At 66.6% G+C, this 22,529-nt stretch carries 21 protein-coding genes and 2 pseudogenes; 14 read left to right on the forward strand and 9 right to left on the reverse strand.

Annotated elements, in window-relative coordinates:
* Positions 1–70: 70 nt before the first annotated feature.
* Positions 71–2,512, forward strand: a complete 2,442-nt coding sequence (locus tag GO592_RS00405; protein ID WP_007301742.1) for a response regulator — start codon at positions 71–73, stop codon at positions 2,510–2,512.
* A gap of 53 nt (positions 2,513–2,565) precedes the next feature.
* Entirely contained in the window at positions 2,566–3,606 is a 1,041-nt protein-coding gene (locus GO592_RS00410) for a YihY/virulence factor BrkB family protein (RefSeq protein WP_007301741.1), read from the forward strand.
* A 32-nt stretch (positions 3,607–3,638) separates the two neighbouring features.
* On the opposite strand, the gene GO592_RS00415 is transcribed toward GO592_RS00410, so the two are convergent.
* Both GO592_RS00415 and GO592_RS00420 read right to left on the reverse strand, forming a co-directional pair.
* Positions 3,639–5,132: a flavin-containing monooxygenase gene (locus GO592_RS00415; protein ID WP_039953165.1), complete on the reverse strand. Its 1,494-nt coding sequence runs from the start codon at positions 5,130–5,132 to the stop codon at positions 3,639–3,641.
* 26 nt (positions 5,133–5,158) lie between these two features.
* A complete protein-coding gene (locus tag GO592_RS00420) occupies positions 5,159–6,052 on the reverse strand; it encodes an SDR family oxidoreductase (RefSeq protein WP_007301739.1) in 894 nt (297 codons plus the stop codon).
* 76 nt (positions 6,053–6,128) lie between these two features.
* Between GO592_RS00420 and GO592_RS00425 the strand changes: the two genes are divergently transcribed.
* The 7 genes from GO592_RS00425 to GO592_RS00455 all read left to right on the forward strand — a co-directional run bounded on the left by GO592_RS00425 (position 6,129) and on the right by GO592_RS00455 (position 13,397).
* Positions 6,129–6,782 (forward strand): TetR/AcrR family transcriptional regulator, encoded by a 654-nt coding sequence (locus GO592_RS00425; protein WP_007301738.1) that lies wholly within the window; start codon positions 6,129–6,131, stop codon positions 6,780–6,782.
* Positions 6,783–6,902: 120 nt separating this feature from the next.
* Positions 6,903–8,180 carry a hypothetical protein gene (locus GO592_RS00430; RefSeq protein WP_039953134.1) on the forward strand — a complete coding sequence of 426 codons (1,278 nt, stop codon included), beginning with the start codon at positions 6,903–6,905 and terminating at the stop codon, positions 8,178–8,180.
* Between the two features lie 119 nt (positions 8,181–8,299).
* Entirely contained in the window at positions 8,300–9,652 is a 1,353-nt protein-coding gene (locus tag GO592_RS00435) for an MFS transporter (RefSeq protein WP_007301736.1), read from the forward strand.
* 18 nt (positions 9,653–9,670) lie between these two features.
* Complete coding sequence (locus GO592_RS00440; protein WP_007301735.1) at positions 9,671–10,432, forward strand: IclR family transcriptional regulator; 762 nt, start codon at positions 9,671–9,673, stop codon at positions 10,430–10,432.
* Between the two features lie 172 nt (positions 10,433–10,604).
* The gene (locus tag GO592_RS00445; RefSeq protein ID WP_039953133.1) at positions 10,605–12,338 is read left to right on the forward strand and encodes an FAD-dependent oxidoreductase; all 1,734 of its coding nucleotides are present in this window, start codon (positions 10,605–10,607) and stop codon (positions 12,336–12,338) included.
* A gap of 1 nt (position 12,339) precedes the next feature.
* Positions 12,340–12,648: a YciI family protein gene (locus GO592_RS00450; RefSeq protein WP_007301733.1), complete on the forward strand. Its 309-nt coding sequence runs from the start codon at positions 12,340–12,342 to the stop codon at positions 12,646–12,648.
* Complete coding sequence (locus GO592_RS00455) at positions 12,645–13,397, forward strand: SDR family NAD(P)-dependent oxidoreductase (protein WP_039953132.1); 753 nt, start codon at positions 12,645–12,647, stop codon at positions 13,395–13,397. The genes GO592_RS00450 and GO592_RS00455 overlap by 4 nt, the downstream gene beginning before the upstream one ends.
* Before the next feature lie 67 nt (positions 13,398–13,464).
* Here GO592_RS00455 and GO592_RS00460 read toward each other — a convergent pair whose 3' ends face one another.
* Positions 13,465–13,923: a hypothetical protein gene (locus GO592_RS00460; RefSeq protein ID WP_007301731.1), complete on the reverse strand. Its 459-nt coding sequence runs from the start codon at positions 13,921–13,923 to the stop codon at positions 13,465–13,467.
* Positions 13,924–14,320: 397 nt separating this feature from the next.
* Complete coding sequence (locus tag GO592_RS00465) at positions 14,321–14,602, reverse strand: DUF5372 family protein (protein WP_157234357.1); 282 nt, start codon at positions 14,600–14,602, stop codon at positions 14,321–14,323.
* A 151-nt stretch (positions 14,603–14,753) separates the two neighbouring features.
* On the opposite strand from GO592_RS00465, the gene GO592_RS46210 reads away from it, so the two are divergent.
* From GO592_RS46210 to GO592_RS00480, 3 genes and pseudogenes are all read left to right on the forward strand, one after another.
* A complete protein-coding gene (locus GO592_RS46210; RefSeq protein WP_039953131.1) occupies positions 14,754–14,951 on the forward strand; it encodes a hypothetical protein in 198 nt (65 codons plus the stop codon).
* Positions 14,952–15,108: 157 nt separating this feature from the next.
* Complete coding sequence (locus tag GO592_RS46215; RefSeq protein WP_337460068.1) at positions 15,109–15,564, forward strand: transposase; 456 nt, start codon at positions 15,109–15,111, stop codon at positions 15,562–15,564.
* Positions 15,561–16,097 (forward strand): annotated as a pseudogene (locus tag GO592_RS00480) (ATP-binding protein); the annotation flags it as partial. The gene GO592_RS46215 and the pseudogene GO592_RS00480, both read left to right, overlap by 4 nt.
* Before the next feature lie 106 nt (positions 16,098–16,203).
* Here the strand turns inward: GO592_RS00480 and GO592_RS00485 are convergent.
* The gene (locus tag GO592_RS00485; RefSeq protein ID WP_007301728.1) at positions 16,204–17,193 is read right to left on the reverse strand and encodes a tyrosine-type recombinase/integrase; all 990 of its coding nucleotides are present in this window, start codon (positions 17,191–17,193) and stop codon (positions 16,204–16,206) included.
* On the reverse strand, positions 17,190–17,849 hold the full coding sequence (locus tag GO592_RS00490; protein WP_237720675.1) for a tyrosine-type recombinase/integrase: 660 nt from the start codon (positions 17,847–17,849) through the stop codon (positions 17,190–17,192). The genes GO592_RS00485 and GO592_RS00490 overlap by 4 nt, the downstream gene beginning before the upstream one ends.
* Before the next feature lie 26 nt (positions 17,850–17,875).
* On the opposite strand from GO592_RS00490, the gene GO592_RS43990 reads away from it, so the two are divergent.
* Positions 17,876–18,019, forward strand: coding sequence for a hypothetical protein (locus GO592_RS43990; RefSeq protein WP_237720674.1), 144 nt, complete (start codon positions 17,876–17,878; stop codon positions 18,017–18,019).
* A 97-nt stretch (positions 18,020–18,116) separates the two neighbouring features.
* On the opposite strand, the gene GO592_RS00495 is transcribed toward GO592_RS43990, so the two are convergent.
* On the reverse strand, positions 18,117–19,328 hold the full coding sequence (locus GO592_RS00495; RefSeq protein WP_007301727.1) for a tyrosine-type recombinase/integrase: 1,212 nt from the start codon (positions 19,326–19,328) through the stop codon (positions 18,117–18,119).
* 188 nt (positions 19,329–19,516) lie between these two features.
* Here GO592_RS00495 and GO592_RS00500 point away from each other — a divergent pair.
* Positions 19,517–19,792 (forward strand): annotated as a pseudogene (locus GO592_RS00500) (ATP-binding protein); the annotation flags it as partial.
* 378 nt (positions 19,793–20,170) lie between these two features.
* On the opposite strand, the gene GO592_RS00505 reads toward GO592_RS00500, so the two are convergent.
* Both GO592_RS00505 and GO592_RS00515 read right to left on the reverse strand, forming a co-directional pair.
* Entirely contained in the window at positions 20,171–20,980 is an 810-nt protein-coding gene (locus GO592_RS00505) for an SDR family oxidoreductase (protein WP_007301725.1), read from the reverse strand.
* A 434-nt stretch (positions 20,981–21,414) separates the two neighbouring features.
* On the reverse strand, positions 21,415–22,452 hold the full coding sequence (locus tag GO592_RS00515) for a DUF2855 family protein (protein ID WP_007301724.1): 1,038 nt from the start codon (positions 22,450–22,452) through the stop codon (positions 21,415–21,417).
* Between the last annotated feature and the right edge of the window lie 77 nt (positions 22,453–22,529).

Below are 22,529 nucleotides of genomic sequence, written 5' to 3' on the forward strand. Positions count from 1 at the left end.
GGTGCTGGGTGATCATTTCAGTGATGACAACTGGATGGGGACCGGGCGACCGGCAGTGGGCGAAAGGTCCATGGATGTGACTGGCTCGGGTTTCGGTAACTCCTGGTCGGCGGATCGATTGTTCGCCGGGCCGGGCGAGACACGGGAGCGGCTACGCCGCACCGATTGGGCGGCCACGCCGCTGGGCCCGGTCGAGACCTGGTCTGTCGAACTGCGGGCGGCAGTACGGACCGTGCTGCCCTCCGAGGTCCCGATGCTGCTCTGGTGGGGGCCTGAGCTCGTGCAGATCTTCAACGACGCGTACACCCGGGTCCTCGGTGCCAAGTACCCCGCGGCGATCGGTGAACCCGGGGCGCAGTGCTGGGCGGAGATCTGGGACGAGGTGGGACCGCTCGCCGAGCAGGTGATGTCGGGCGGCGCAGCGACCTACACGGAGAATCAGCCGCTGTACCTGCTGCGGCACGGGTACCTCGAGGAGACGTACTGGACGTTCTCCTACAGTCCGGTGCAGGACGAGGACGGGAACGTCGCCGGGATCTTCGTGGCGACGACCGATGTGACCGCGACCGTGCTCGGCGAGCGCCGACTCGAGACTCTGCGGCAACTGGGCACGGTTTCCACCGCAGGCGGCGACGATCCGCTCGTCGATGCCTGTCGTGCGGTCGTGCGGGTACTCGGCGACAACGGACAGGACGTTCCGCTGGCCGCGATCTATCTTCGCCGCGAGGTCGTCGGCGGCGCGGGTGACGACGAGCCCGAGGACCTCGTGCTCGTCGGTGCCGCCGGGGTGGACGACGACGGCGAGTTCAGGCCCGCCCGGATCCCGGCGACCGACGTCACCCGCCACCGTGTCCGGGCGTCGGGCGTGGCGTTCGAGCCTGCCGGGTCGAAGGCGGTGACGGAGGTGAGGCTGTGCCCGTTGATCGTGACGGGTCACGCGGAGCCGGTAGGTGTGCTGGTGCTCGGGATCAGTCCGTATCGCGCCTTCGACGACGCGTATCGGGGCTTCGTCGAGCTGGTCACGGCGAAGGTGTCGACCCTGGTCACGGACGCCCTGGCCTACGAGTTCGAGCGGGACCGCGCCGCTGCACTGGCGGAACTCGACGCTGCGAAGACGCGGTTCTTCCAGAACGTCAGTCACGAGTTCCGTACCCCGCTGACCCTGTTGCTCGGACCCCTCGAGACCGTGCGCGAGCAGTCCGAGGACGAGTCTCCCGCAGATCGGCGCGAAGCGATCGCGGCCGCCTATCGTGCGGCGGTCCGGCTGCAGCAGCTCGTCGACGGCCTTCTCGATCTGTCCAAGGCGGAAGCCGGCCAGCTTCTGCCACACACGGAGCCGACCGATATCGGCCAATTGACGGCCGACTGCGTGAGCATGTTCGATTCCGCCGCCGCGCAGGCGGGACTCGCGCTCCGAACCGATCTCGACGAAGCCTCCGGCCTGGTCGAATTGGACCGCGAGATGTGGGTGAAGATCGTGCTGAATCTCGTGTCGAACGCGGTCAAGTACACCCGGTCCGGCTCCGTGTCCGTAGCGCTCCGCCAGGACGCCGGCCAGTTGGTGCTGAGCGTGACCGACACGGGTGTGGGGATTCCCGCCGAAGAACGGGAACGCGTATTCGACAGGTTCCATCGCGTCGAGGCCGGCGGGTCGGGCAGCGGTGGGGGCGTCGGCATCGGGCTTTCCCTGGTGTCCGATCTCGCCGCGGCGCTCGGCGGTTCCGTCGACCTCGACAGCGCCCCGGGCCGGGGCAGCACCTTCACCGTCCGCGTACCGCGGATCCCGGCACCGGACGGCGCGACCCCGCGGGCAGACGACCGGCCCATCGGCGCGGTAACGTCCTTCGGCGATGTCGAACAGCGGGAACCGTCCGTCGGGGTCGACGGTTCGAACGAACGCGGAGCGGACGGCCACCGCATCCTGCTCGTCGAAGATCACCCGGACCTGCGGGCGTACCTCACCCGATTGCTGCAGGAGCAGGGATGGGACGTCGACGCCGTCGCCGACGTGGAGTCCGCGCTGAAGCATGTCGCCGCCCGCACACCGAATCTCGTGCTCAGCGACGTCATGCTTCCCGGTCGCGACGGCATCGACTTCCTGCGCGAGCTGCGGTCGGAGCAATCGACGGCGCGGCTGCCGGTCATTCTGCTCACCGCCCGCGCGGGAACGGAGTCGACCGTCGACGGGCTGAACCAGGGAGCCGACGACTACATCGTCAAGCCCTTCCAGCCGAGCGAGCTCGTCGCGCGGGTACGTGTTCATCTCGAAATGTCCTGGCTTCGTGAAACTCTGATCACGGACAGTGAGCTCGAGTCGACACATCTGCGCACGGCACTGGATACCCGCACCACCCTCAGCCAAGCTGTCGGGCTGACCATGGCCGCGTTCCAGTGCGACGCCGACACCGCCTTCGACAAGCTCGCGTCCTATTCGCAGAATCGCAACGTCAAACTTCGGGACATCGCGGCGGAGGTCGTCGCGAACTTCACCGCAGCCACTAATCGCGAGTAGAGCCGAAGGAAGGCCACAGTTTCCGCGAGCCGGGTTCCGGGTAGGCGTCACCGATGAACGACGATCAGCACGCCGAACCGGACCCCGACGATCCGCGGAAGCCGGATTCGCCCGTGGACCTGACGAAACCTTCCTGGTGGTACGTCATCAGGAAGACGGCGCACGAATTCACGCGCGATCAGTGCACCGACCTGGCCGCCGCACTGACGTATTACGCGGTCCTCTCGCTCTTCCCTGCGCTGCTGGCGCTGGTCTCGTTGCTGGGAGTGTTCGGTCAGGGGCAGCGCACCACCGATGCGGTCCTGCAGATGGTCGACGACCTCGGGCCGTCCTCCGCCGTGGACACGTTGCGTGACCCCATCGCGCAGTTGGTCGAGACTCCGACCGCGGGCATGGCACTGGTCCTCGGCCTGCTGGGTGCGGTGTGGTCGGCGTCCGGCTACATCGGGGCGTTCGGACGAGCCATGAACCGCATGTACGAAGTCGAGGAGGGGCGTCCCGTGTGGAAGCTCCGGCCGCTGATGCTGGCCGTCACCATCGTCGGTCTGGTCCTGGTGGCCGCCGCTGCGGCAATGCTCGCGCTGAGCGGCCCCGTCGCACGCTCGGTGGGTGATGCGATCGGATTCGGCGACACCGCCCTGACCGTCTGGAACATCGCCCGCTGGCCGTTCGTCCTCGGCGTCGTCGTGGTCGCCGTGGCCATCCTCTATTACGTCACGCCCAACGTGAAGCAACCGAAGTTCCGCTGGGTCAGCGCCGGCGCGTTCCTCGCCATCGTGACGTGGATCCTGGCGTCGGTCCTGTTCGGTCTGTACGTCGCCAACTTCGGCAGCTACAACAAGACGTACGGCTCCCTGGCCGGCGTGATCGTGTTCCTGCTGTGGCTCTGGATCACCAATCTGGCGTTGCTCTTCGGCGCCGAACTGGATGCCGAACTCGAACGCGGACGCGAATTGCAGGCCGGCATGCCGGCCGAGGACGAACTGCAATTGCCGCCCCGCGATACGCGCGTCTCCGACAAGAACGCCGAGAAGTACGAGCAGTACGTGCAGGAGGGCAAGGCGCTGCGCGAGAGCGAGGCCGCGGGCCCGTGAGTACTTGTTAACCTCCCGCGGTTAATAAGTACTCACGGGCGGAACGCCATCGCGTCGTCCACGACCTTGCCGTGCCGCAATGTCAGAAGGTCGCGGAAGTAGTTCATCCGCAGCCGCCACGGCGCTTCGGACCCCTGCTTCGGGAACGACTCCACCGACCGCAGGACGTAGCCGGCGGCGAAGTCGAGGAACGGCTCCTCCTCGACCGAACTGTCACGCGCCGGGGCACACTGGGCGAACCCGTTCGCGTCCATGTGCGCGAGCAGACGGCAGACGTACTCGCACACCAGGTCGGCCTTGAGCGTCCAGGACGCGTTGGTGTACCCGATGACGAACGCGAAGTTGGGCACCCCGCTGAGCATCATCCCCTTGTACGCCATGGTGTCGGCGAGGTCGATGTCGCGGCCGTCGACGGCGAGCGTCGTTCCGCCGAACGCGAGCAGGTTCAAACCGGTCGCGGTGACGACGACATCGGCGTGCAATTCCTCACCGGACTTCAGCGTGATACCGGTTTCGGTGAAGGTGTCGATGTGGTCGGTCACGATCGACACCTCGTCGTTCCGGATGGACCGGAACAGATCCCCGTTGGGCACGAGGCACAGTCGCTGATCCCACGGGTTGTACCGGGGCGTGAAGTGGGTGTCGATGTCGTAGCCCTTCGGCAGCCACTTCTCCTGCATCTGCCGGATGCGCCCCTTCATGAAGTCCGGATAGCGCTGGCACAGTTGGTAGATCGCGGTTGCGACCGACGCGTTCTTCAGGCGGGTGAGGCCGTAGGCGAGTTTGGCGGGAAGGTGCCGGCGGAGCCGGTTCGCCAGCTTGTCCTTGGCCGGCATCGAGATGATGTAGGTGGGCGAGCGCTGCAACATGGTCACGTGCGCGGCCTCGGCGGCCATCGACGGCGCCAGCGTCACCGCGGTGGCCCCACTGCCGATGATGACCACCCGCTTACCCGCGTAGTCGAGGTCCTCGGGCCACTTCTGCGGGTGCACGACCTGCCCGGCGAACCGGTCGAGGCCCGGGAACTCGGGGGTGTAGCCCTCGTCGTAGCGGTAGTAGCCGCTGCAGGACATCAGGAAGTTGGCGGTGAACCGGACCGTCTCGCCGGTATCGGTGCGCTCGGCGTCGACCGTCCACTGGGCGTCCGGGGTCGACCACTCGGCACGAACGACCTTGTGCCGGAACCGGATGTTCCGGTCGATCCCGTGCTCGGCGGCGGTCGTGCGGACGTACTCGAGGATCGACGGCCCGTCGGCGATGGACTTCTCACCCGACCACGGCTTGAACCGGTAGCCCAGGGTGTACATGTCGGAGTCGGAGCGAATACCGGGGTAGCGGAACAGGTCCCACGTGCCGCCGATCGACTCGCGGCTCTCCAGGATCGCGTAGGTCCGTCGGGGAAAGTTGTCCTGCAGGTGGTATGCGGCACCGATCCCGGACAGTCCGGCTCCGATGATCAGCACGTCGACGTGTTCGACGGGCGTATTCGCCCCGGTGGTCTCGGCGGCGGTCTCGGCGTGTGACATGAACACTCTCTCGCTGGCTGGGAAGGCTACTTCGGGTCTACGGCGACGTCGTCGAGAGCGACATTACGTGCGCTGGTCGACCGGCCGAGTTTCGCGACCTCTTCGTCCATCAACGGAAGAATGCGGGGGACGTGGGGCAGCAGGCTGCGATCCCCGATCGGCGACGTCACCACCGCTTTCAGCCAGCCGACGAGCTCGACCCACCGCGGCACGTAGACGCGGCGCTTCCGCCCGGCCAGGGCGTCGACGAACGCGTCGACGCACGCGTCCACCGACGTCGTCCTGCCGAGCGGTCCCGGCAGGACGGCGAGAAGCTGGTTGAATGCGGTGAGGTCGGCTTTCGCGTCCTGAACGAGCGGGGTGTCGATCCACGACATGTGGGCCGAGCCCACGGTGACGCCGTGGTGCGCGACTTCGAGACGCAGCGCGTTGGCGAAATGCTCGACGCCGGCCTTGCTGGCGTTGTATGCGGCCAGCCCGGGTGCGGGCGCGAACGCGGCGAGCGACGACACCACCAGGATGTACCCCTTGCGCTCGATCACGGAGGGCAGTGCGGCTCGGACGGTGTGGAAGACGCCGAGGATGTTGATGTCGATGACGCGCTTGAACGTGGCCGGATCGACGTGCAGGACCGAGCCGTAGCTGGCGATGCCGGCGTTCGCGAGGACGAGGTCGATGCCGCCGAACTTCGCGACACCGGCGTCGACGGCCTTCTCCATGGCGGCCAGATCGCAGACGTCGGCGGCCGCGGCGAGCGCGACGTCGTCGCCGAGTTCGGCGGCGAGGGCCTTCAGCGGCTCGGCGTCCAGATCGATCAGAACCAGTTTGACGCCCTTGCGGGCGAGGGCGCGGGACGTTTCCGCGCCGATGCCACGCGCGGCTCCGGTGACGAGTGCGACTTTGTTCCTGAGCGTGGGCATGGGATCTCCTGGCGTGTGATCTGGCACCGTTCGGTGTCAGTTTGTATCTGGAACTGTGCGGTGTCAATATGGGGGCGTGAGTTCGCCCAAGCTCGACGAAACGGGCCGCACCTACCGCGGTGCGGGTCCGCGTCAGCGTCAGGAAGAGCGCCGCGTGCGCCTCGTCGACGCGGCCGTCGAAGTGTTCGGGACCAGCGGATACCGGTCCGCGACGGTCGGCAAGATCTGCGAGACCGCCGGGCTCACCAAGCGCTACTTCTACGAGTCCTTCGACGACAGCGAGGCCCTGCTCCTGGCCGCGTACGCGAGCGTGACCGACCGCCTGCGGGACAGCGTCCTGCGCGGTGCGGGGGAGGGCGGCACCGATCTCGACGCGCGGGTTCGCGGCGCGCTGACCGCATTCTTCCGATCCGTTGCCGACGACCCGCGGATCCCGCGGATCGCATTCCAGGAGGTCCTCGGCGTCGGGCCCGAGGTCGATCACGCCTACCGCCGCGTCACCGTGTCGTTCGTGGACGCCGTTCTCGTCGTCATCGGCCCTGCCGTCGACCGAACGGCATTTCCCGACTTCCACCTGCGAACCCTCGCAACCGGCCTGGTGGGAGCCGTGCTGATGATCGCCCAGCAATGGGTGCTGTCGGAGAACCCGCAGCCGATCGAGTCCGTCATCGGCAGCGCGCACACCATTCTCTCGGCCGTCCTGGGGCAGCTCGGTCCCCAGCCCATGTGAGTGGCGCGGCGTCCGGGCGCACGCTTTGCCACTCACATGCGCTTACCTGGGATTGCATTCGCCGGAGGCAATCCGGGCAAACCTCTGACGCCATCACATATATGTTGTTAAATACCTGACATGCCCGGTGCTGTGCACTGCCAATCGCCATCGGTCCACAACACGACGATCCGCGCGGTGCTCGTCGCGCTGCTCGGGATGGTCGCGCTCGCGGTACCGACGCCGATCGTCGCGCACGCCGCCGGCTACGAGGGCCTGATCGATATCACGCCGGCGAACGCGGCAGCGGAGTCGATCGGCGGACTCGACCCCCGGCTGCCCACCGAGTCCGCTGTCCTCAGCGCCGCGCTGGCGGCCGCCCGCTCCGACGGTGTCGCTCCGACGCGGTATTCCGCTCTTCTGCAACAGTATTGGCTCGCTCGTGGATCGGAGGCGTCCGGCATCGACCTGGCCGCGTGGGATCCGAACGCGGGGCTGATCGCCAACGCTGCGGTGGTCGACCGGGTCTACGAGAACTACGGCCGCTACCAACTCCAACGCACCGAGCTCTACTGGTCCGGGATGGCCGGGCTGGCGGGAGGTTCGTTCGCCGCCGGCTTCTGGGACCTCGACCTCGGCCGGACCGTGCTCGGAGTCGATGCCGTCCACACGCTCGGCAACGCTGTCGCGTCCACGGTCCGTGGATTGCCCGGCGAGGCGATGGCGCTCCTGCCCGCGGACCCGAGAACACTCGCGACTGTCGGGCCGGCGATGACCGCCGACGACCTGGACTGGTACCAGAAGCGCCTGCTGATGATGCAGAAGCACATCTACTTCGACATGGTGCCCATGCACGAGGCGTATTTGACCGAAGGCAGGGCGGCTGTCGAGGAGATGGCCGCCGCCGGAGTGCTCGACGAGAACGCCGAGATCGCCTGGAACGGCATCTTCGCCGGCACTCAGGCCGGGTACGCGGACGCGCTGTTCCGGATGGCGTCGCGCGAGCAGAATCAGATCATCGCCGATCAGTGGGACGTCACCGCTGCAGCCCGCGACGGCGTCGGCCGCGCGGTCACCTACGCCACCACCCTCGCGGCGCAACCCTCCGTTCCCGGCTCACGCGCACCGGGAAAGGTTGCGGCGATGTCGGTCAACGGCGACGTCAACGGCTCGGCCTACCGTCTCCGCACGCCCCTGCCCGGCTTCAACTGGGCCGATCGCGAACCGCGCTGGCAGTACATCGTCAGTGACATCGCCTCGTCCTACCAGGGGCTCGCCGAGGGGCGTCCGGGAGAGTTGCGGGCTCTGCTCGCCATCCCGTTCCGCGACTTCGTCGAGAGCCAGCGGGTGCTGCGGCGGGTGCCCGACCTCACCCGCGACTTGAGCACCGGCTGGGAGTTGTCCCCGGCGCATCCGTAGCGGTAGCCGTGTCCGGGGCGCGAGGCAGGGTTTCCAATAGATGGATGTGACGTTGCGCACGCGTAGGCGTGATTGGCACGTTGTGTCACACCACGCCAGGCCCGATCGCAGGAGAGTCGATGAACGTATCCGCCGTCACGCACGACAGCCCGACGACCGCGACACCCACCGAGGTCGCGAAGACGCCGAAGAAGGCGGCGCTCGCGTCGTTCCTCGGAAGTGCGCTCGAGTACTACGACTTCTTCATCTACGGATCCGCCGCCGCCCTCGTCTTCGGGCACACGTTCTTCCCGGCCGGCAACGACGCGATCGGCACGGTCGCCGCGCTCGCGACGTTCGGCGTGGGCTACGTGGCCCGGCCTGTCGGCGGAATCGTGCTGGGTCACTTCGGAGACAAGCTGGGCCGCAAGAAGATTCTGCTGCTGACGCTGCTCATCATGGGTCTGTCCAGTTTGGCGATCGGGTTCCTGCCCACGTACGAGCAGATCGGCATCGCCGCCCCTATTCTCCTCGTGCTGTGCCGCCTCGCGCAGGGATTCTCCGCGGGCGGTGAGGCCGCCGGAGCCAGCACTCTCACGCTCGAGCACTCACCGGAGGGGCGGCGGGCGTTCTTCACCAGCTTCACCATGACGGGATATGCCGCGGGGATGGTCCTCGCGACCCTCGTGTTCATCCCCGTCGCCGCGCTGCCGAAAGACCAACTCGACAGCTGGGGTTGGCGAATCCCGTTCTGGTGCAGCGCCGTGATGCTCGTGGTCACCTACTTCGTGCGCACCAAGCTCGACGAGACTCCGGTGTTCGAGGAGTCGCGTGAGCACGCGGAAGTGCAGAAGCTGCCCGTCGTCACCGTCGTGACCACCCAGTGGCGGGACGTGCTGCGGATCGCGCTGTGCTCGCTGTTCGCGGTCGGGCAGACGGTGTTCACGGTCTTCGGGCTCGCCTACGCCACCGGACCCGACGTCGGCATCGACCGCACCACGATGCTGTGGGCGTCGTCGGTGTCGATCGCGGGCTCCATCGTCGCGATCCCGCTGCTCGCCAAGCTGTCGGACCGCGTCGGACGCCGCCCCGTCTGGATCACCGGTGCCCTCGGGTGCGCCGTGACGATCTTCGGGTACTTCTGGGCCATCTCGGTCGGCTCCATTCCGCTGATCTTCGTCGCCGCACTGCTCACGATGACGCTGTTCTACTCGATGGTGAACGGCCTGTGGCCCAGCTTCTTCACCGAGATGTTCGCGGCGCCTGTGCGCTACTCCGGTTTCGCGGTCGGTACGCAGATCGGCTTCCTCATCGCCGGCTTCGCCCCGGCGATCGGCTGGGCACTACTGGGCACCGGGGTGAACGCGTGGGTCCCCGTCGCGGTGTTCACTGCCCTCTGCATGCTGGTCTCGTCCGTCGCCGCCTTCACCGCCCGCGAGACGTACCGGGTGCCGCTGGCCGAACTCGGGCGTCCGTCGACCCCGCAGGAGTAGCCGGAGGACAATAGGGCGATGTCACGGACACCGACAGGCGAATCGGTCACTACCCGCGTCGTGAGGGTCTTGTCCTCCTTCGACGCGGACACACCGTCCCTGTCGGTGTCCGACATCGCGCGTCGGTCCGACCTCCCCGTAGCGACGGCGCACCGCATCGTGGGGGAACTCGTGAAGTACCGACTCCTCGAACGCAATGACACCCGCATCAGCATCGGCGTGCGGATGTGGGAACTGGGGTCCCGCGGCTCGCACACCCTGAGCCTGCGCGAAGCCGCGATGCCGTTCATGGAAGACGTGAACGCCGCGATCAAGCAACACACCCAGCTGGGCATCCTCGACGGCAACGAGGTGCTGTTCGTCGAACGGCTCTCCACGCGCGGGTCCGTCGTCAACGTCACCAAGATCGCCGGGCGTCTGCCGGTGCATGCCTGCTCGTCCGGTCTGGTTCTGATGGCGAACGCCTCCCGCGACGTGCAGGACGAACTGCTGTCGCAGCCGCTCGAACGCTACACCGACGCCACGGTCACCGATCCCGAGCAGATGCGACGTCTCCTCGCCGAGGTCCGGCACCAGCACTTCGCGGTGGCTGCAGGTCTCATCACGCCGGGAGCGACGGGAGTCGCTGTGCCCGTGCGGGACACCGACGGCGGGAGGGTGATCGCCGCCCTGTCCGTCGTCATACCGCACGATCAGGCCAACCCGCAGTCGGTGGTCGCGGCGCTGACGACGGCGTCGCGCGGCATCACCCGGGCGATGACGCGCGGATCGCGGCACTGACAGAAACCCTTTCCATCCATTGGAGTCGCACTGTGACTCGGGTCTCGGGTCGGTCAGAGTGGTTGTCACGAACACACCGCCACCGATCACGCATCGCGATCCGAAAGTCACTGCACACCAGCGCTTTCGCCGATGCCTGATCGAGTGCCGACTCTCCAGGGAAGGTCCAAGCATGAGCTCGAAAACTGTTAAATGCGACCTGTTGGTCATCGGATCCGGGGCCGCAGGCATGGCCGCAGCACTCAAGGCGGCGAGCGAAGGGCACAGCGTCATCGTCGCCGAGAAGTCGCAGTGGCTCGGCGGCACCACCGCGATCTCGGGCGGCTGGGCATGGGTGCCGGGCAACAAGCAGGGCGTCGCGCAGGGTGACACCCGTCTTGAGATCGAAACCTATATCCGCGCACTCGCCAAGGACTGCTACAAGGCCGAGATGGTCGACACGTTCCTCGACGAGGTGCCCGAGGCCATCGACTGGCTCGAGCGTGACACCGACGTCGAATTCGTCTATCCGGAAATGGCTCCCGACTACCAGATGGACGCGCCGGGCGCGAAGCCGTCGGGACGCGCGATCTCGGGCAAGGTGGTCGACGCGCGCACCCTCGGTGAGAATCGGCTGCGGTTGCGCCCCTACCTCGACACCTACACCGTCTTCGGTTACATGCCCGAGGTCGGACCCGACATCGCCCAGTTCCTCCACGCCAACCAGTCGTGGAAATCGTTCGCCTACGTGTCGAAGAAGCTCCTCGAGACGTGGGTCGAGACGGTGCTCTGCCGCCGATCGTTCGACAGGACCAACGGCAATTCGCTGATGGTGCGGATGGTGTCGTCCGCCGCGAAGCTCGGCATCCGGATGTGGACCGAGACGCCCGTGACGAAGATTCTGCAGTCAGAGAACGGCATCGTCACCGGGGCGGTACTCGCGGGAGTACATGCGGGAACCGTGGAGGCGCGACTCGGCGTCGTCATCGCGGCCGGTGGTTACTCCTCGGATCCGGCGCTGCGAGCCGAGTATTGGGGTCATGACCCGCACGGCGACAACCACTTCACTCCCACGGTCGGGCACGACGGCGACAACGTGCGCCTGGCCGCGCCGCTCGGCGGGCACGTCGACACCGACGTCCACGAGCCCGCCGCGTGGGCTCCCGTGACGGTGTTCACAGGTTTGCGCGGGCAACAACGGATCTTCCCGCACCTGCGGGCATTCGGGCTCCCCGGGCTGATCGCCGTGAACCGCAAGGGCGAACGTTTTGCCAACGAGTCGAGCTCCTACCACGACTTCGGCATGGCGATGATTCAGGAGAACGCCGGCCAGGACGAGACGTTCGGCTACATCATCGCCGACGCGAAAGCCATGAAGAAGTACGGTATCGGCTACGCGAAGCCCTGGCCGATCCCGCAGGGCTATTTCAAGAAGACCGGTTTCCTCCACAAGGCCGACACGGTCGAGGAACTCGCCCGCGAGATCGGTGTCGACGTCGCCGGGCTGAAGAAGACCCTGACCGAGTTCAACACGGGAGCCGCGAAGGGAGAGGACCCGAAGTTCAATCGCGGATCCAACTGGTTCCACCACTTCAAGGGCGACATGGAACACCAGCCCAACCCGAACCTCGAGCCGCTCGACAAGGGACCGTACTACGCCGCGAAGATCGAGATGGGCGACCTCGGAGCCTATTCCGGCCTGGCCGTCGACCGGCACAGCCAGGTCCTCGACGACGACGACCAGCCGATCCCCGGCCTGTTCGCCGCCGGCTCCGCGGCCGTCAGCATCTTCGGTGGCGGCTACCCCGGTTACGGCGCCAACATCGGGCCCGCCCTCGTCTTCGGATACACCATCGGCAGGGACGCCGAGATCCTCGCGTCGCTGCGCACCGAATCCGTCGAGTCGACCGTCCTGGAAGAGGTATGACGTGCCGTTTTTCCTCGTCTGCTACGTATACACCGGCGACACGGCCGGCCGGGACGAGCACCGTCCCGAACACAAGAGCCACCTGCAGGCTGCCGCCGATCGCGGGCTGATCCTCGGGTCCGGACCGTTTGCGGCAGGAGAAGACCCCGGCGCGGCGATGATCTACGAGGCCGCGGGCAGGCAGGTCGTCGTCGACGTCGTCGAGGGCGACCCGTTCCGCACGCACGGATTCGTCGCGTCGTACGACATCACCGAGTGGATTCCGATGATCGGCCCGTGGGCCGTCGCAGCAGTGGGAGGTCGGTCATGACGGGTCGAGTGGCAGGGAAGGTCGCCGTCGTCACGGGGGCGAACGGTGATCTGGGTGGCGCGACCGGGCGGATGCTCGCACGAGAGGGGGCGTTTGTTGCGGCCCTCGACCTCAAAGTGCCTGATGCGCCGTGGGATTCGGCGACGATCACGTCGTTCGCGGTCGACGTCACCGACGAGGCCAGCGTCGCCGAGGCCGTTGCTGCAGTGGTGGATACCGTGGGTGTTCCCGACGTCCTGGTCAACTGCGCCGGCATCATCGGCAGGCCCGCGCCGTCGCACGAGGCGTCGGTCGCCGAGTTCGACCAGATCTTCGACGTCAACGTCAAGGGTGTCTGGTTGACCACCAAGTACGTCGTGCCCCACATGATCGGTCGGAAGAAGGGCAGCATCGTGAACTTCTCGTCGATCCACGGGTTGACGGGAGGCTCCAACGTCCCGCTGTACCACGCGTCGAAAGGTGCTGTGCGACTGCTCAGCAAGGCGGACGCCGTCACCTACGGGCCGCACGGAATTCGCGTCAACTCGATCCACCCCGGGTCGATGCGGACGGCGATGAGTCAGCGGTCGGCCGAGGGCAGCGCGATCGGCCCGGAGAAGTACTACCGCCAGCTCGTCTCGGGCAACCCCCTCCCGCGGCAGGGGGAACCAGACGAGATCGCGTACGGGGTGCTCTACCTCGCCTCGGACGAGTCCGGCTTCACCACCGGCACCGAACTCGTCGTCGACGGTGGGTACACGGCGCACTGATCTTTCGTGTCGCCCGATGTCGCATTGGTTCAGTCCGACTGCACCGGTGTGACATTGGGCGAGGCCGTCAGCCGAAGTGCCGCACCAGACGGTGATGCCGGTGCGCGAAGAACGCGCCCAGGATGCGGGCGAGCACCGGCGTCAGCGGCACCAGCGGCAGCCTCGGCTCGAACGTGATCCGGTCGTGGACGCCGGTGCTCCCGTCGTCGAAGGGCCGCAGCGTCCGTTCGTGCTCCCACCGGCGCATGCTGAGCATCGTCGACTTCTCGTGGAACCGCCGACACGGTTCGAGTTCGGCGATGGTCAGATCGTCGTAGTCGAACGGGACGAGCCCGAACAGCCGCAGCCACGCCCGCCCGAGCGGTTCGCCGATCGGGACCGAGTCGATGGTGATCGACTCCCGGCCCCGCGGGATGCTCATCGTCATCCACGGACGCATTTCGTCGTTGATCCCCTCCGGGTCGACGACCCTCGCCCACACCTGCCCGATCGGCGCGCCGACGACGGAGCTGCGTTCGATGATCACCGTTCCATCTTCGTTCGATCACCTGAGGGCGCGCAACGGCTTCCTTTCCGTCTGCCGTCATACGGACGACGCGCGGGGAACGAGGATTGTCAGCGGGGAAACTTCTTCGTTCAGCGCCGTGTTGTTCGCCTCCGTGATGTCGGGAGAGATGGGCTGTGCGCTCAGGGTGGACGTCGCGTTGTCATATCCGACCACCGTCTGCGTTAACGGTAGGCCGGCAGGGTCCCGCCGAGGCTCAGGATGATCTGCGATCGCGTGGAATCGACGAAAGAACATCGATACGTGATGACACGCCGAATGATTCCTATAACCTGCGGCAGCACAGTCATATTACGTTTCGGCCTATTTCCATCCCGATGGGGAGGAGGAAATCTTGATGGCATAATCCACTTGACGATCACGGCGTAATCTTCTTGACGCTCTCGGTGTCGTCGGGTCGCGCCGTCCGGAGTCGGTCGATCAGGTCCGCCACGGCCAGCAGCCCGTCGGTGGTGAACGCGCACCGTCCGTCGGCGACGACCACGAACGGGTCGACCGGGGCGATATCGGTCCACCCTGCCGGCAGGGAGAACAGCTCCCCGTTCTCGTCGTGCAGGTGGACCCGGTACTCGCCCCAGTTCTGCCGGTGTGCGACGAACTCGAAGTCCCGGCCGAACAGTGGATGGAACCGGTGTGTCACCCGCACACGTCGGTACCGATCGTCGAGATTGGGTGTAGTTGACGACGTGGGACAAACCCCGGGTCGAGCGCACCGTGCAATCTGTGCGCGGAAGCTACTGGGCTGGTGAGGAATTCACCGATCTCGCCGAGGCGCACCAGCATGCCGAGGTGTGGTGCCGGGACACCGCCGGGATGCGGACGCACGGCACCACCCCGCCCGCCCGCTCGCGGTGTTCGACGAGGACGAGGCACCGATGCTGCTGCCCGTCCCACCGGGCTACGACGTGCCGATCTTCAAACAGGTCACGGCGCACCGCGACTTTCATGCCGAGGTCGCCAAGGCACTGTATTCGATCCCGGGACAGTGAATCGGCAGTGTGTTCGAGGTGCGGGCCGACAGTGCGCTGGTGAAGTTCTATCTGCGCGGAACCCTGGTGAAGGTGCACCCGCGCCAGCCCGCCGGTGGGCGCAGCACCGACCCGGAGGATCTGCCCACCGAGAAGGTCGGATACGCGATGGAAGGACGTGGACCGACTGATCGGCACCTGCGCCGGGCACGGCCGCGCCGTCGGCATCTACGCGCAGAGACTGCTCGACGATCCGCTGCCCTGGATCTTCGATGCGGCCGGTCTACCGGCTGCTCGGGCTGGTCCGCCGCTACGGGTCCGGCCGGTCGAAGCGGCGTGCAGCACGGCGCTGGATCTGGATGTGGTGTCGGTGAGCAAGATCGCCTCGATGCTCGAACGCGCCACCGAGACCACCGCACCGCTGCTGGCGGCCGCCGGATCGGCGGCACCGTCCCGGTTCACCCGCGACCCCGCCGAGTTCGCCACCGACAGGACCGGCCCCGCCACATCTGGGACCACCGTCGCCACTGCCAGGACCGGTGTTGCCACCGAGAGGACCACCGTCGCCACCGAGAGGACCGGGCATCTGACGGTGATCGCCGGCGGCAACACCGACACGAAGGAGGCGCGATGAACACCCCACCCGCCCCCGCGGGGCCAGTCGATCCGATCGGCGCCGACCTGATCGCCCTCCTCAAAACACTCAAACTCGGCGCCCTCAAGGACACCCTGCCCGAGCGACTCGCCCTGGCCCGCCAGCACCGGCTCAGCCACGTCGCGTTCCTGGAGCTGCTCCTCGCCGATGAGGTGTCCCGGCGGGAATCACGCTCGGCGACTTTGCGATCGGCGAAGGCCGGATTGGATCGATCGATGCGGATCGACACCTGGAACGCCCTCGACGACCTCCGCTACGACCGATCCCCGCTGTCTGATCTGGTGTCGCTGCGGTTCGCCGAGGCCGGCCACTCGGTTCTGGTTCTGGGTCCGGTCGGAGTCGGCAAGACGCATCTGGCGACCGCCCTCGGGCACGTCGCGATCCGGCGGCGGATGACGGTGCTCTGCGCCCGCGCCGACAAGCTGTTCGCCCGTCTGCGCGCCGCCCGGCTCGACAATTCGGTCGAGGCGGAGATGCGGCGCATCGCCACCGTCGATCTCCTGGTCCTCGACTTATCCCGACCCCGGAATTATCCCGAGATGGGGATCGGGGTGGTGACCGGATGTGTTGTTCGGGTGGGGTTCTGGGATGTGTGGGCGTGAGGTGTCGTCGGGATAATTACAGGCTTTCGAGGAATGCGAGCAGGTTGTCGGGTGGACGGTAGCGGCCCGGTTTGGAGGTGTGCGGGGTTGTTCGTGCGAGGGCACGTTCCTTGATGCTCATGTCGGCGTGCAGGTATGCGTTGGTGGAGCGGATGTCCGCGTGACCCATCCACAGGGCGATGACCGCGACATCGACGCCTGCCCTGAGCAGGGTCATGGCGCAGGTGTGACGGAGCACATGGGGGGTGAGGCGTTTGGCCGTCAGGGAGGGGCAGCGCCGGGCGGCGGTGGTCGTGTGGAGGGCCAGACGCGCTTCGACCGCGTCGTCGCTGAGCCGGCGACCGGTCCGAGTCGGAAAGGCGGGGTCCGTGCGGGTGCCGGCTCGCTCTCGGAGCCATACTCGCAGGATCGCCGCCGTGGTAGTGGTCAGGGGGACACATCGTTGTTTACGTCCCTTGCCGGTGCACCGGACGTGCGGTTGACGGTCGAGTTCGATGTCGCCGCGGGTCAGTGCGGTCAGCTCGGACAGTCGTAGACCGGTCTGGACGGCCAGGGTCAGCAGGGCACGGTCGCGTCGGCCCTCCCATCGGTGCGGGTCGGGGGCGGTGAGCACGGCCTCGACCTCGTCGGGTTCGAGGAATGATACGTCGGCTTTGTCGTGACGTTTCTGGGGAATCGCCAGGACCTGGGCGATGAGCGCGGCGTGCTCGGGGTGGCGAAGAGCGGCGTAGCGGAACAGCGACCGCAGTGCGGCGAGTCGGGCGTTGCGGCTGCGTGCACTGTTGTGCCGGTCGGTTTCGAGGTGGTCCAAGAACGCGGAGATCGCCTCGGCATCGAGATCGGCCCAGTCGAGCGTGGCGGGGGCCTTGCCGGTGCGGTCCTGCACGAAGGTCAGCAGGAGTCGGAAGGTGGTGCGGTAGGAGCCGATGGTGGCGGGGCTGGCCTGACGCTGCTTGATCATCCGTTCGGTGAAGAACCGTTGCATGGTGGGGGCCAACGCGGTCATCTGTCTGTTCCCCTTGCCCTCTCCAGACGGGTGGCCGCGAGGTCCAGGAGTTCGGGTGCTGCGGACAGATACCAGTAGGTGTAGGTCGGGGTGAGATAGCCGAGGTAGGTGGACAGCCTCGGGAGCAGGGCACCGACGTCCTCACCGGCCCGATACCAGCGCACCAGCGTCGCGACGGCGAACGAGTGCCGCAGATCGTGGATCCGCGGAGGTCGGGGTGCGTCGGCGCCGACCCCCGAACCGGCGATCAGCGCACGAAACATGGCCCCGAAGTCTCTGTAGATGATCGGTGTCCGTTTGGCGGAGACGAAGAACGTCGAGCGACCGGGCGTGGGCACGTGCCGGTCGCGAATCTCCTGGTAGGTGGCCAGGGCATCGACGGTGGTGGGGTGCAGGGGCAGCTCCCGGGACTTGCCGAACTTGGTGTTGCGCACGATCAAAACACCTTCGGCCCAGTCGATGTCGCCGCGTTCGAGGGCGATCACCTCGCCGATTCTCATGCCGGTGGCCGCCAGCAGTCCGATCATGGTGGCGAAGGTGGCGGCCCGCAGCGGTGTCGGGACGACGCGGGATACCTGCGCCATCAGCGCCTCGACGTCGTCGGCGGAGTAGATGAACGGGGGCCGCCGGTGCTGCCGGAAGACGATCAAACCCACCGGGGGGGATCTCGGTGGCGGGGTCGATGCCGGACATGTGGCGGGCGAAGCCGCGCACCACGGTCATCCGCCGCGCCCACACCGAACTGGTGGGATCGGCGTCGGGACGTTGCACCCACTGCAGGGCCACGTCGACGGTGATCGTCGTGACGCCGGTCGCGTCGAGGTAGGCGACGAAGCGGGGAAGCAGTCGGGCGGCCTGATCGAGCCTGTGCCCCAGGGCTCGACGCAGCCGCAGGTACTGTTCGGCCTGCTCGGCGAGCGCGCTCATCGCCGTGTCCCGGGCCAGGGCTGGGCGACCGTGCGTAAGACGGCCCGATCGATCTTGGCGTAGCCGGAGGTGGTCCCCAGATCCGACTGTCGCAGCACCTGGGCGATCTCGATCAAATCGGCCCCCTGGCGTAGCAGCTCGGTCGCCAGCGCGTGCCGGAGCCGGTGACCACCGACCCGTGCCAGGCCGGCTCGCCGACACGCACGGTAGACGATCCCGGTGATCGTGCTCGGGTGCAGTGGCCGTGGAGGCGCGTAGATGGTGAGCAGCAACTGCGGACACCCGCACACCGGGCGTCCGTCGGTGAGGTAGTCGACGAGGGCCTGACCGACGTCGACGGGGAGCGGGAGACGATCGCGGCGGCGGGCCTTGCCGCGCACCACGATCTCCCCGGCCCGCCAGTCGACGTCGCCGAGCCGAAGGGCGGCCACCTCCCCGGCGCGCAGACCCAGCCGCGCCAGCAGCATCAAGACGGCCCGGTCACGCCGTCCACTCGCGGTGCGGCGATCGCATGCGGCCAACAGGTTGTCGACGTCCGCGGCGCTCATCGTCGCGGGTAATCGGGCACCGCGCCAGCTCGCCACCGGCGGCATGGCGCCACCCAGGTCCGTCTCGAGGATCCCGTCCAGATACAGAAAGCGCAGCAGCGCCCGCAGATCGGCGGCCTCTCGCTTGGCCGACTCGACCGTCAGCCGCGAACCGGCCTCGAGCATCCACTGCGCGACCTCCGTGCCGGTCAGATTCCCGATACCGATCTCGTCTCCGGTGTGCGATGCCCGACCCGCCAGGAATCGGCGCGCGAACCGCTCGTAGCGTCGAATCGTGGTCGGGGCCAGTCCCCGCACAGCAATCAGATGGTGGCGATAGCGGACCAACATCTCGTCACGACTCGTCGGCGACGCCGGCGTCTCGAGCGGGACCACCTGCAGCTCCCGCAGATACTCCAACAGGCGCGCCACAGTCGCCACCGTCGGCACCCGCCGACGACCACTCGCCCGCCGGGATGTCAAGAATCCCTCCACCAGAGCAATACTCAGGTCCTCGACCGCAAGACCCTCGCCGGTGAGCCATCGATCGAGCTGTCCCATCAACACCAGGTGGTGCCGGATGGCACCGGGTCGATGCCCGAGTCTGCGCAACTCCTCCTCGAAGCCCTCCGCGAACGGCACCAGCGGTCCCGCACCACGCATCCATGAAATCGTGCCCATCGGACACCTCCTCCGTCGGTGGAGCAACCTGCCCCACCGACGGAGCCTGGAACACGCGGGATTATCCCGACCCGAATTCATCCGGATCTATCCGTAGACGCTCCTCACCTGCATCAATGCCGCCGCTTCGATACCCGTATCGGGATAATTCCGGGGTCGGGATAAGTCGAGTAATCCCGATTTCGGGATTACTCGACGATTTTGCGCTTCGGCCCCTGGATGCGACCGAGACCAACGACTTCTACGAGTTGGTCGTGGAGCGCCACCGCCGCAAGGCGACGATCGTCAGCTCGAATAGGTCCCCAGATGAGTGGCTGTCGATGACCACCGATGCCCTGCTCGCACAGTCGGCGATCGACTGGCTAACCTCCGCGGCGCACACCCTCGTCATCGAGGGCCCGTCCTACCGACGCCCCGGGCGTGGTGCCATTGACAATTCAGAAGGCGAGGTCGATGCTCGATGACACCGTCGGGTGGTCCCATGCTCGTGGCAACGAGGTGGTCCCATCACCCTGGCAAGCGACAAGCAGACTCGGGCAGATCCGGACCATCCCCGTCGACCAGGCAGTGAGCGGCGACCTCCTTCTCGTCGCTCGGGCAAGGTAGGGCGGACGTACGACACAACTTCGCGATAGTCGAGAGCGTCGGACAGAGCCGATCCGCCGATACTCACCTTGCTGGCAACCGGTGCGGCTGAAAATGATGAACCCAATAGCGGTGCTATCAAGCTCATAGCTGCGGGCCGAAGGTCACTACCGCGACTGTGGACGATGAAGAGGGGCGGGTGTGCGTGACGGGATCAGGTCGACAGCCCGCCTCTCATCGGGAACAGATTCACACGGTCACCTCAGGCTCGCGCCGTACCGTTGCATGCTGCGGATCCAACGGTCCCGATCAGCAGCCTTGCGCTGGTGCATTTCGAGGACCTCGGGGTGCGGCAGGACCAGGAACCGCTCGTCGGCGATGGCCGCCATCACCACATCGGCGGTGTCCAGCGGCGAGAGCACGCCGCCGGCATCGGTGACCGCCCGGGAGGCGACCCGCTCGAGTTCGTCGGGTGACTGCATGCCGGCGCGCAGCATGTCGGTGTCGACGCCCATCGGACACACGCAGGAGACCCGTACGCCGGCTGCGCCGTACGTCACCGCGAGCCACTCCGAGAACGCGACCGCGCCGCCCTTGGTGACCGAGTACGTCGCGGAGCCGAGTTGAGTGAGCAAGCCGGCGGCGGAGGCGGTGCTGATGAAATACCCTTCCCCGCGCTCGAGCCAGTCGGGCACCAACAGCCGGGCGGCACGCACATGCGCCATCAGGTTCACATCGATGGCGACCTGCCACTCGTCGTCAGTAGCCTCGAGCCCGGGGCCGCCGCCGACACCGGCGTTGGCGAAGTAGAGGTCGACGGGGCCGAGGGTCTGTGTGGCCAGGGCGAGCAGGCTGGAAATGTCCTCGGCAACTGAGGCGTCCACGGCGCGTGCGACCACGTGATCGACGAACGCCGCGGCAAGGGCACTGGCGGTCTCCTGTAGGCGGCTGTCGTCCAAATCGGTGAGCAGCACGCGGGCGCCACTCTCGAGAAGTCGTTGGGCAAGTGCGGCGCCGATCCCGCCGGCCGCTCCAGTCACCACTGCTGTCTTGTTGCGTACGTCCATCGATCACGCCTTTCCTTTTCGGTACTGGACTTCCCGCCCGTGCAACGGCGAACGGCCGACGGGCGGGCACCGACCGGCGTGTGGCCGACCGGTGGGCCGGCTCAGAGCTGGCGCCGGACCACACCCGGAGCATTAGTCGCGCGGTCCCCCGGCGACATAGATGACCTGGCCGGATGCAAAGCCCGCCTCCTCACTGACCAGGAACCGCACCGAGACTCGAGGAGCAGTAGCGGTTCACAGTCGCGCCGGGGGCGGTGTCGAAACCGGGCCTCACCGGCAGGCTGGCCGCTGCCGAGGATCGGGTCGTCAATCTGGGTCAGGTCGAGTTTGGGCACCTTCGCCAGAGCTGCCTGGACTATCTGGGCGGCGAGGTCGTCGGGACCCTTGTCCTCGAGAGAACCGCATCTCGGCTCCTGTCTTGCAGCTGAACCCATCTATCGCGAGATCAGGTCGAACACGTGCCCTCCTGACGGGTCGGTCGAACCGTTGTGCAGACCGGTGATGACAGCGGGCGCATCATCGAGACCCGAATGCTCGACGAGCGTCATCCACGGTCGTCGAGTATCGGCGATCCGCTCGAGGAAGATTCGCTCGTCGCGCAGGTAGCGCTGCATGAAAGAGCGCAATTCTCCGGCTGCCTTGTAGGAGTCAAGTTGGAGCGCAGCGAAGAAGAACACCGGGTCGGGTCCGGGGAGGTCCTCATCCTGCTCAGGAAAGCTGGTGGACTGGGTCGACCCGACGAGGCAGTCGAACGCCAATCGATCGCGGAAGTGCTCGTGAACCCTGCGATGGAGCGTGTCGTCCCCGGACAGATCAACGTAGACGGTCGATTTCGTCGGATCGATGTCCGTCAGTTCTTCGTATACATAGACAGCGTCGTAGCATCCCAGTCCCTCGACGAACGACTTGTTGCGCCTTGATGTTAGACCGATTTTAGGTGTCGGAACGTCGGAGAGGCAATGCGCGATTCCGTACGCGGTCTTGCTGGAGGCACTCGAGATCACGAATTGCTCGGCTTTGAAGTAGTGCCGTTCCCGCAGATAGTCCGCCGCGGTGTACGAGGTGATGAACAAGGCGCGGAAGAGCGAGATGAGGCTGTCCATACGCGGATCGGGACCCTGGGGCTGAATCTCGTACAGGTTGTACACCTTGGGAGTGCCTGTGCGGTGGCCGGCACCGTCGACGAAACTGCGAGAGGTGACCGCAGTGGGTTTCATCGCCAGGTGGGTCGCGATGGGAAAGTATCCGAATACGCGAGTGCCCGTTGGGATCTCAGGTACCCGAGACTCGATGATCTCGGCGTACCCCCACGCCGGCATGCAGCCATACCCGGGCTGGGTCGCAGGAAACAGGTTCCAATATCCAATGGAATCGCCATAGACGGCATAGGTCATGTTGTTGGTCGTCAGCGCAATGCGCTCGATGCGCACCAAGACCTCTCCGTCGGCCAGCGGCGACGTCGGGAACTCCACGGTCCCTGTGACTCCCAGATCACTCTTCAACGACTCTATGCGAACATTTTGAACCATAGTTCATGGTCCTTTCATTA

Origin of the sequence: Rhodococcus sp. 21391 (assembly GCF_016772255.1) — a bacterium.
GTDB lineage: Bacteria > Actinomycetota > Actinomycetes > Mycobacteriales > Mycobacteriaceae > Rhodococcus_F > Rhodococcus_F opacus.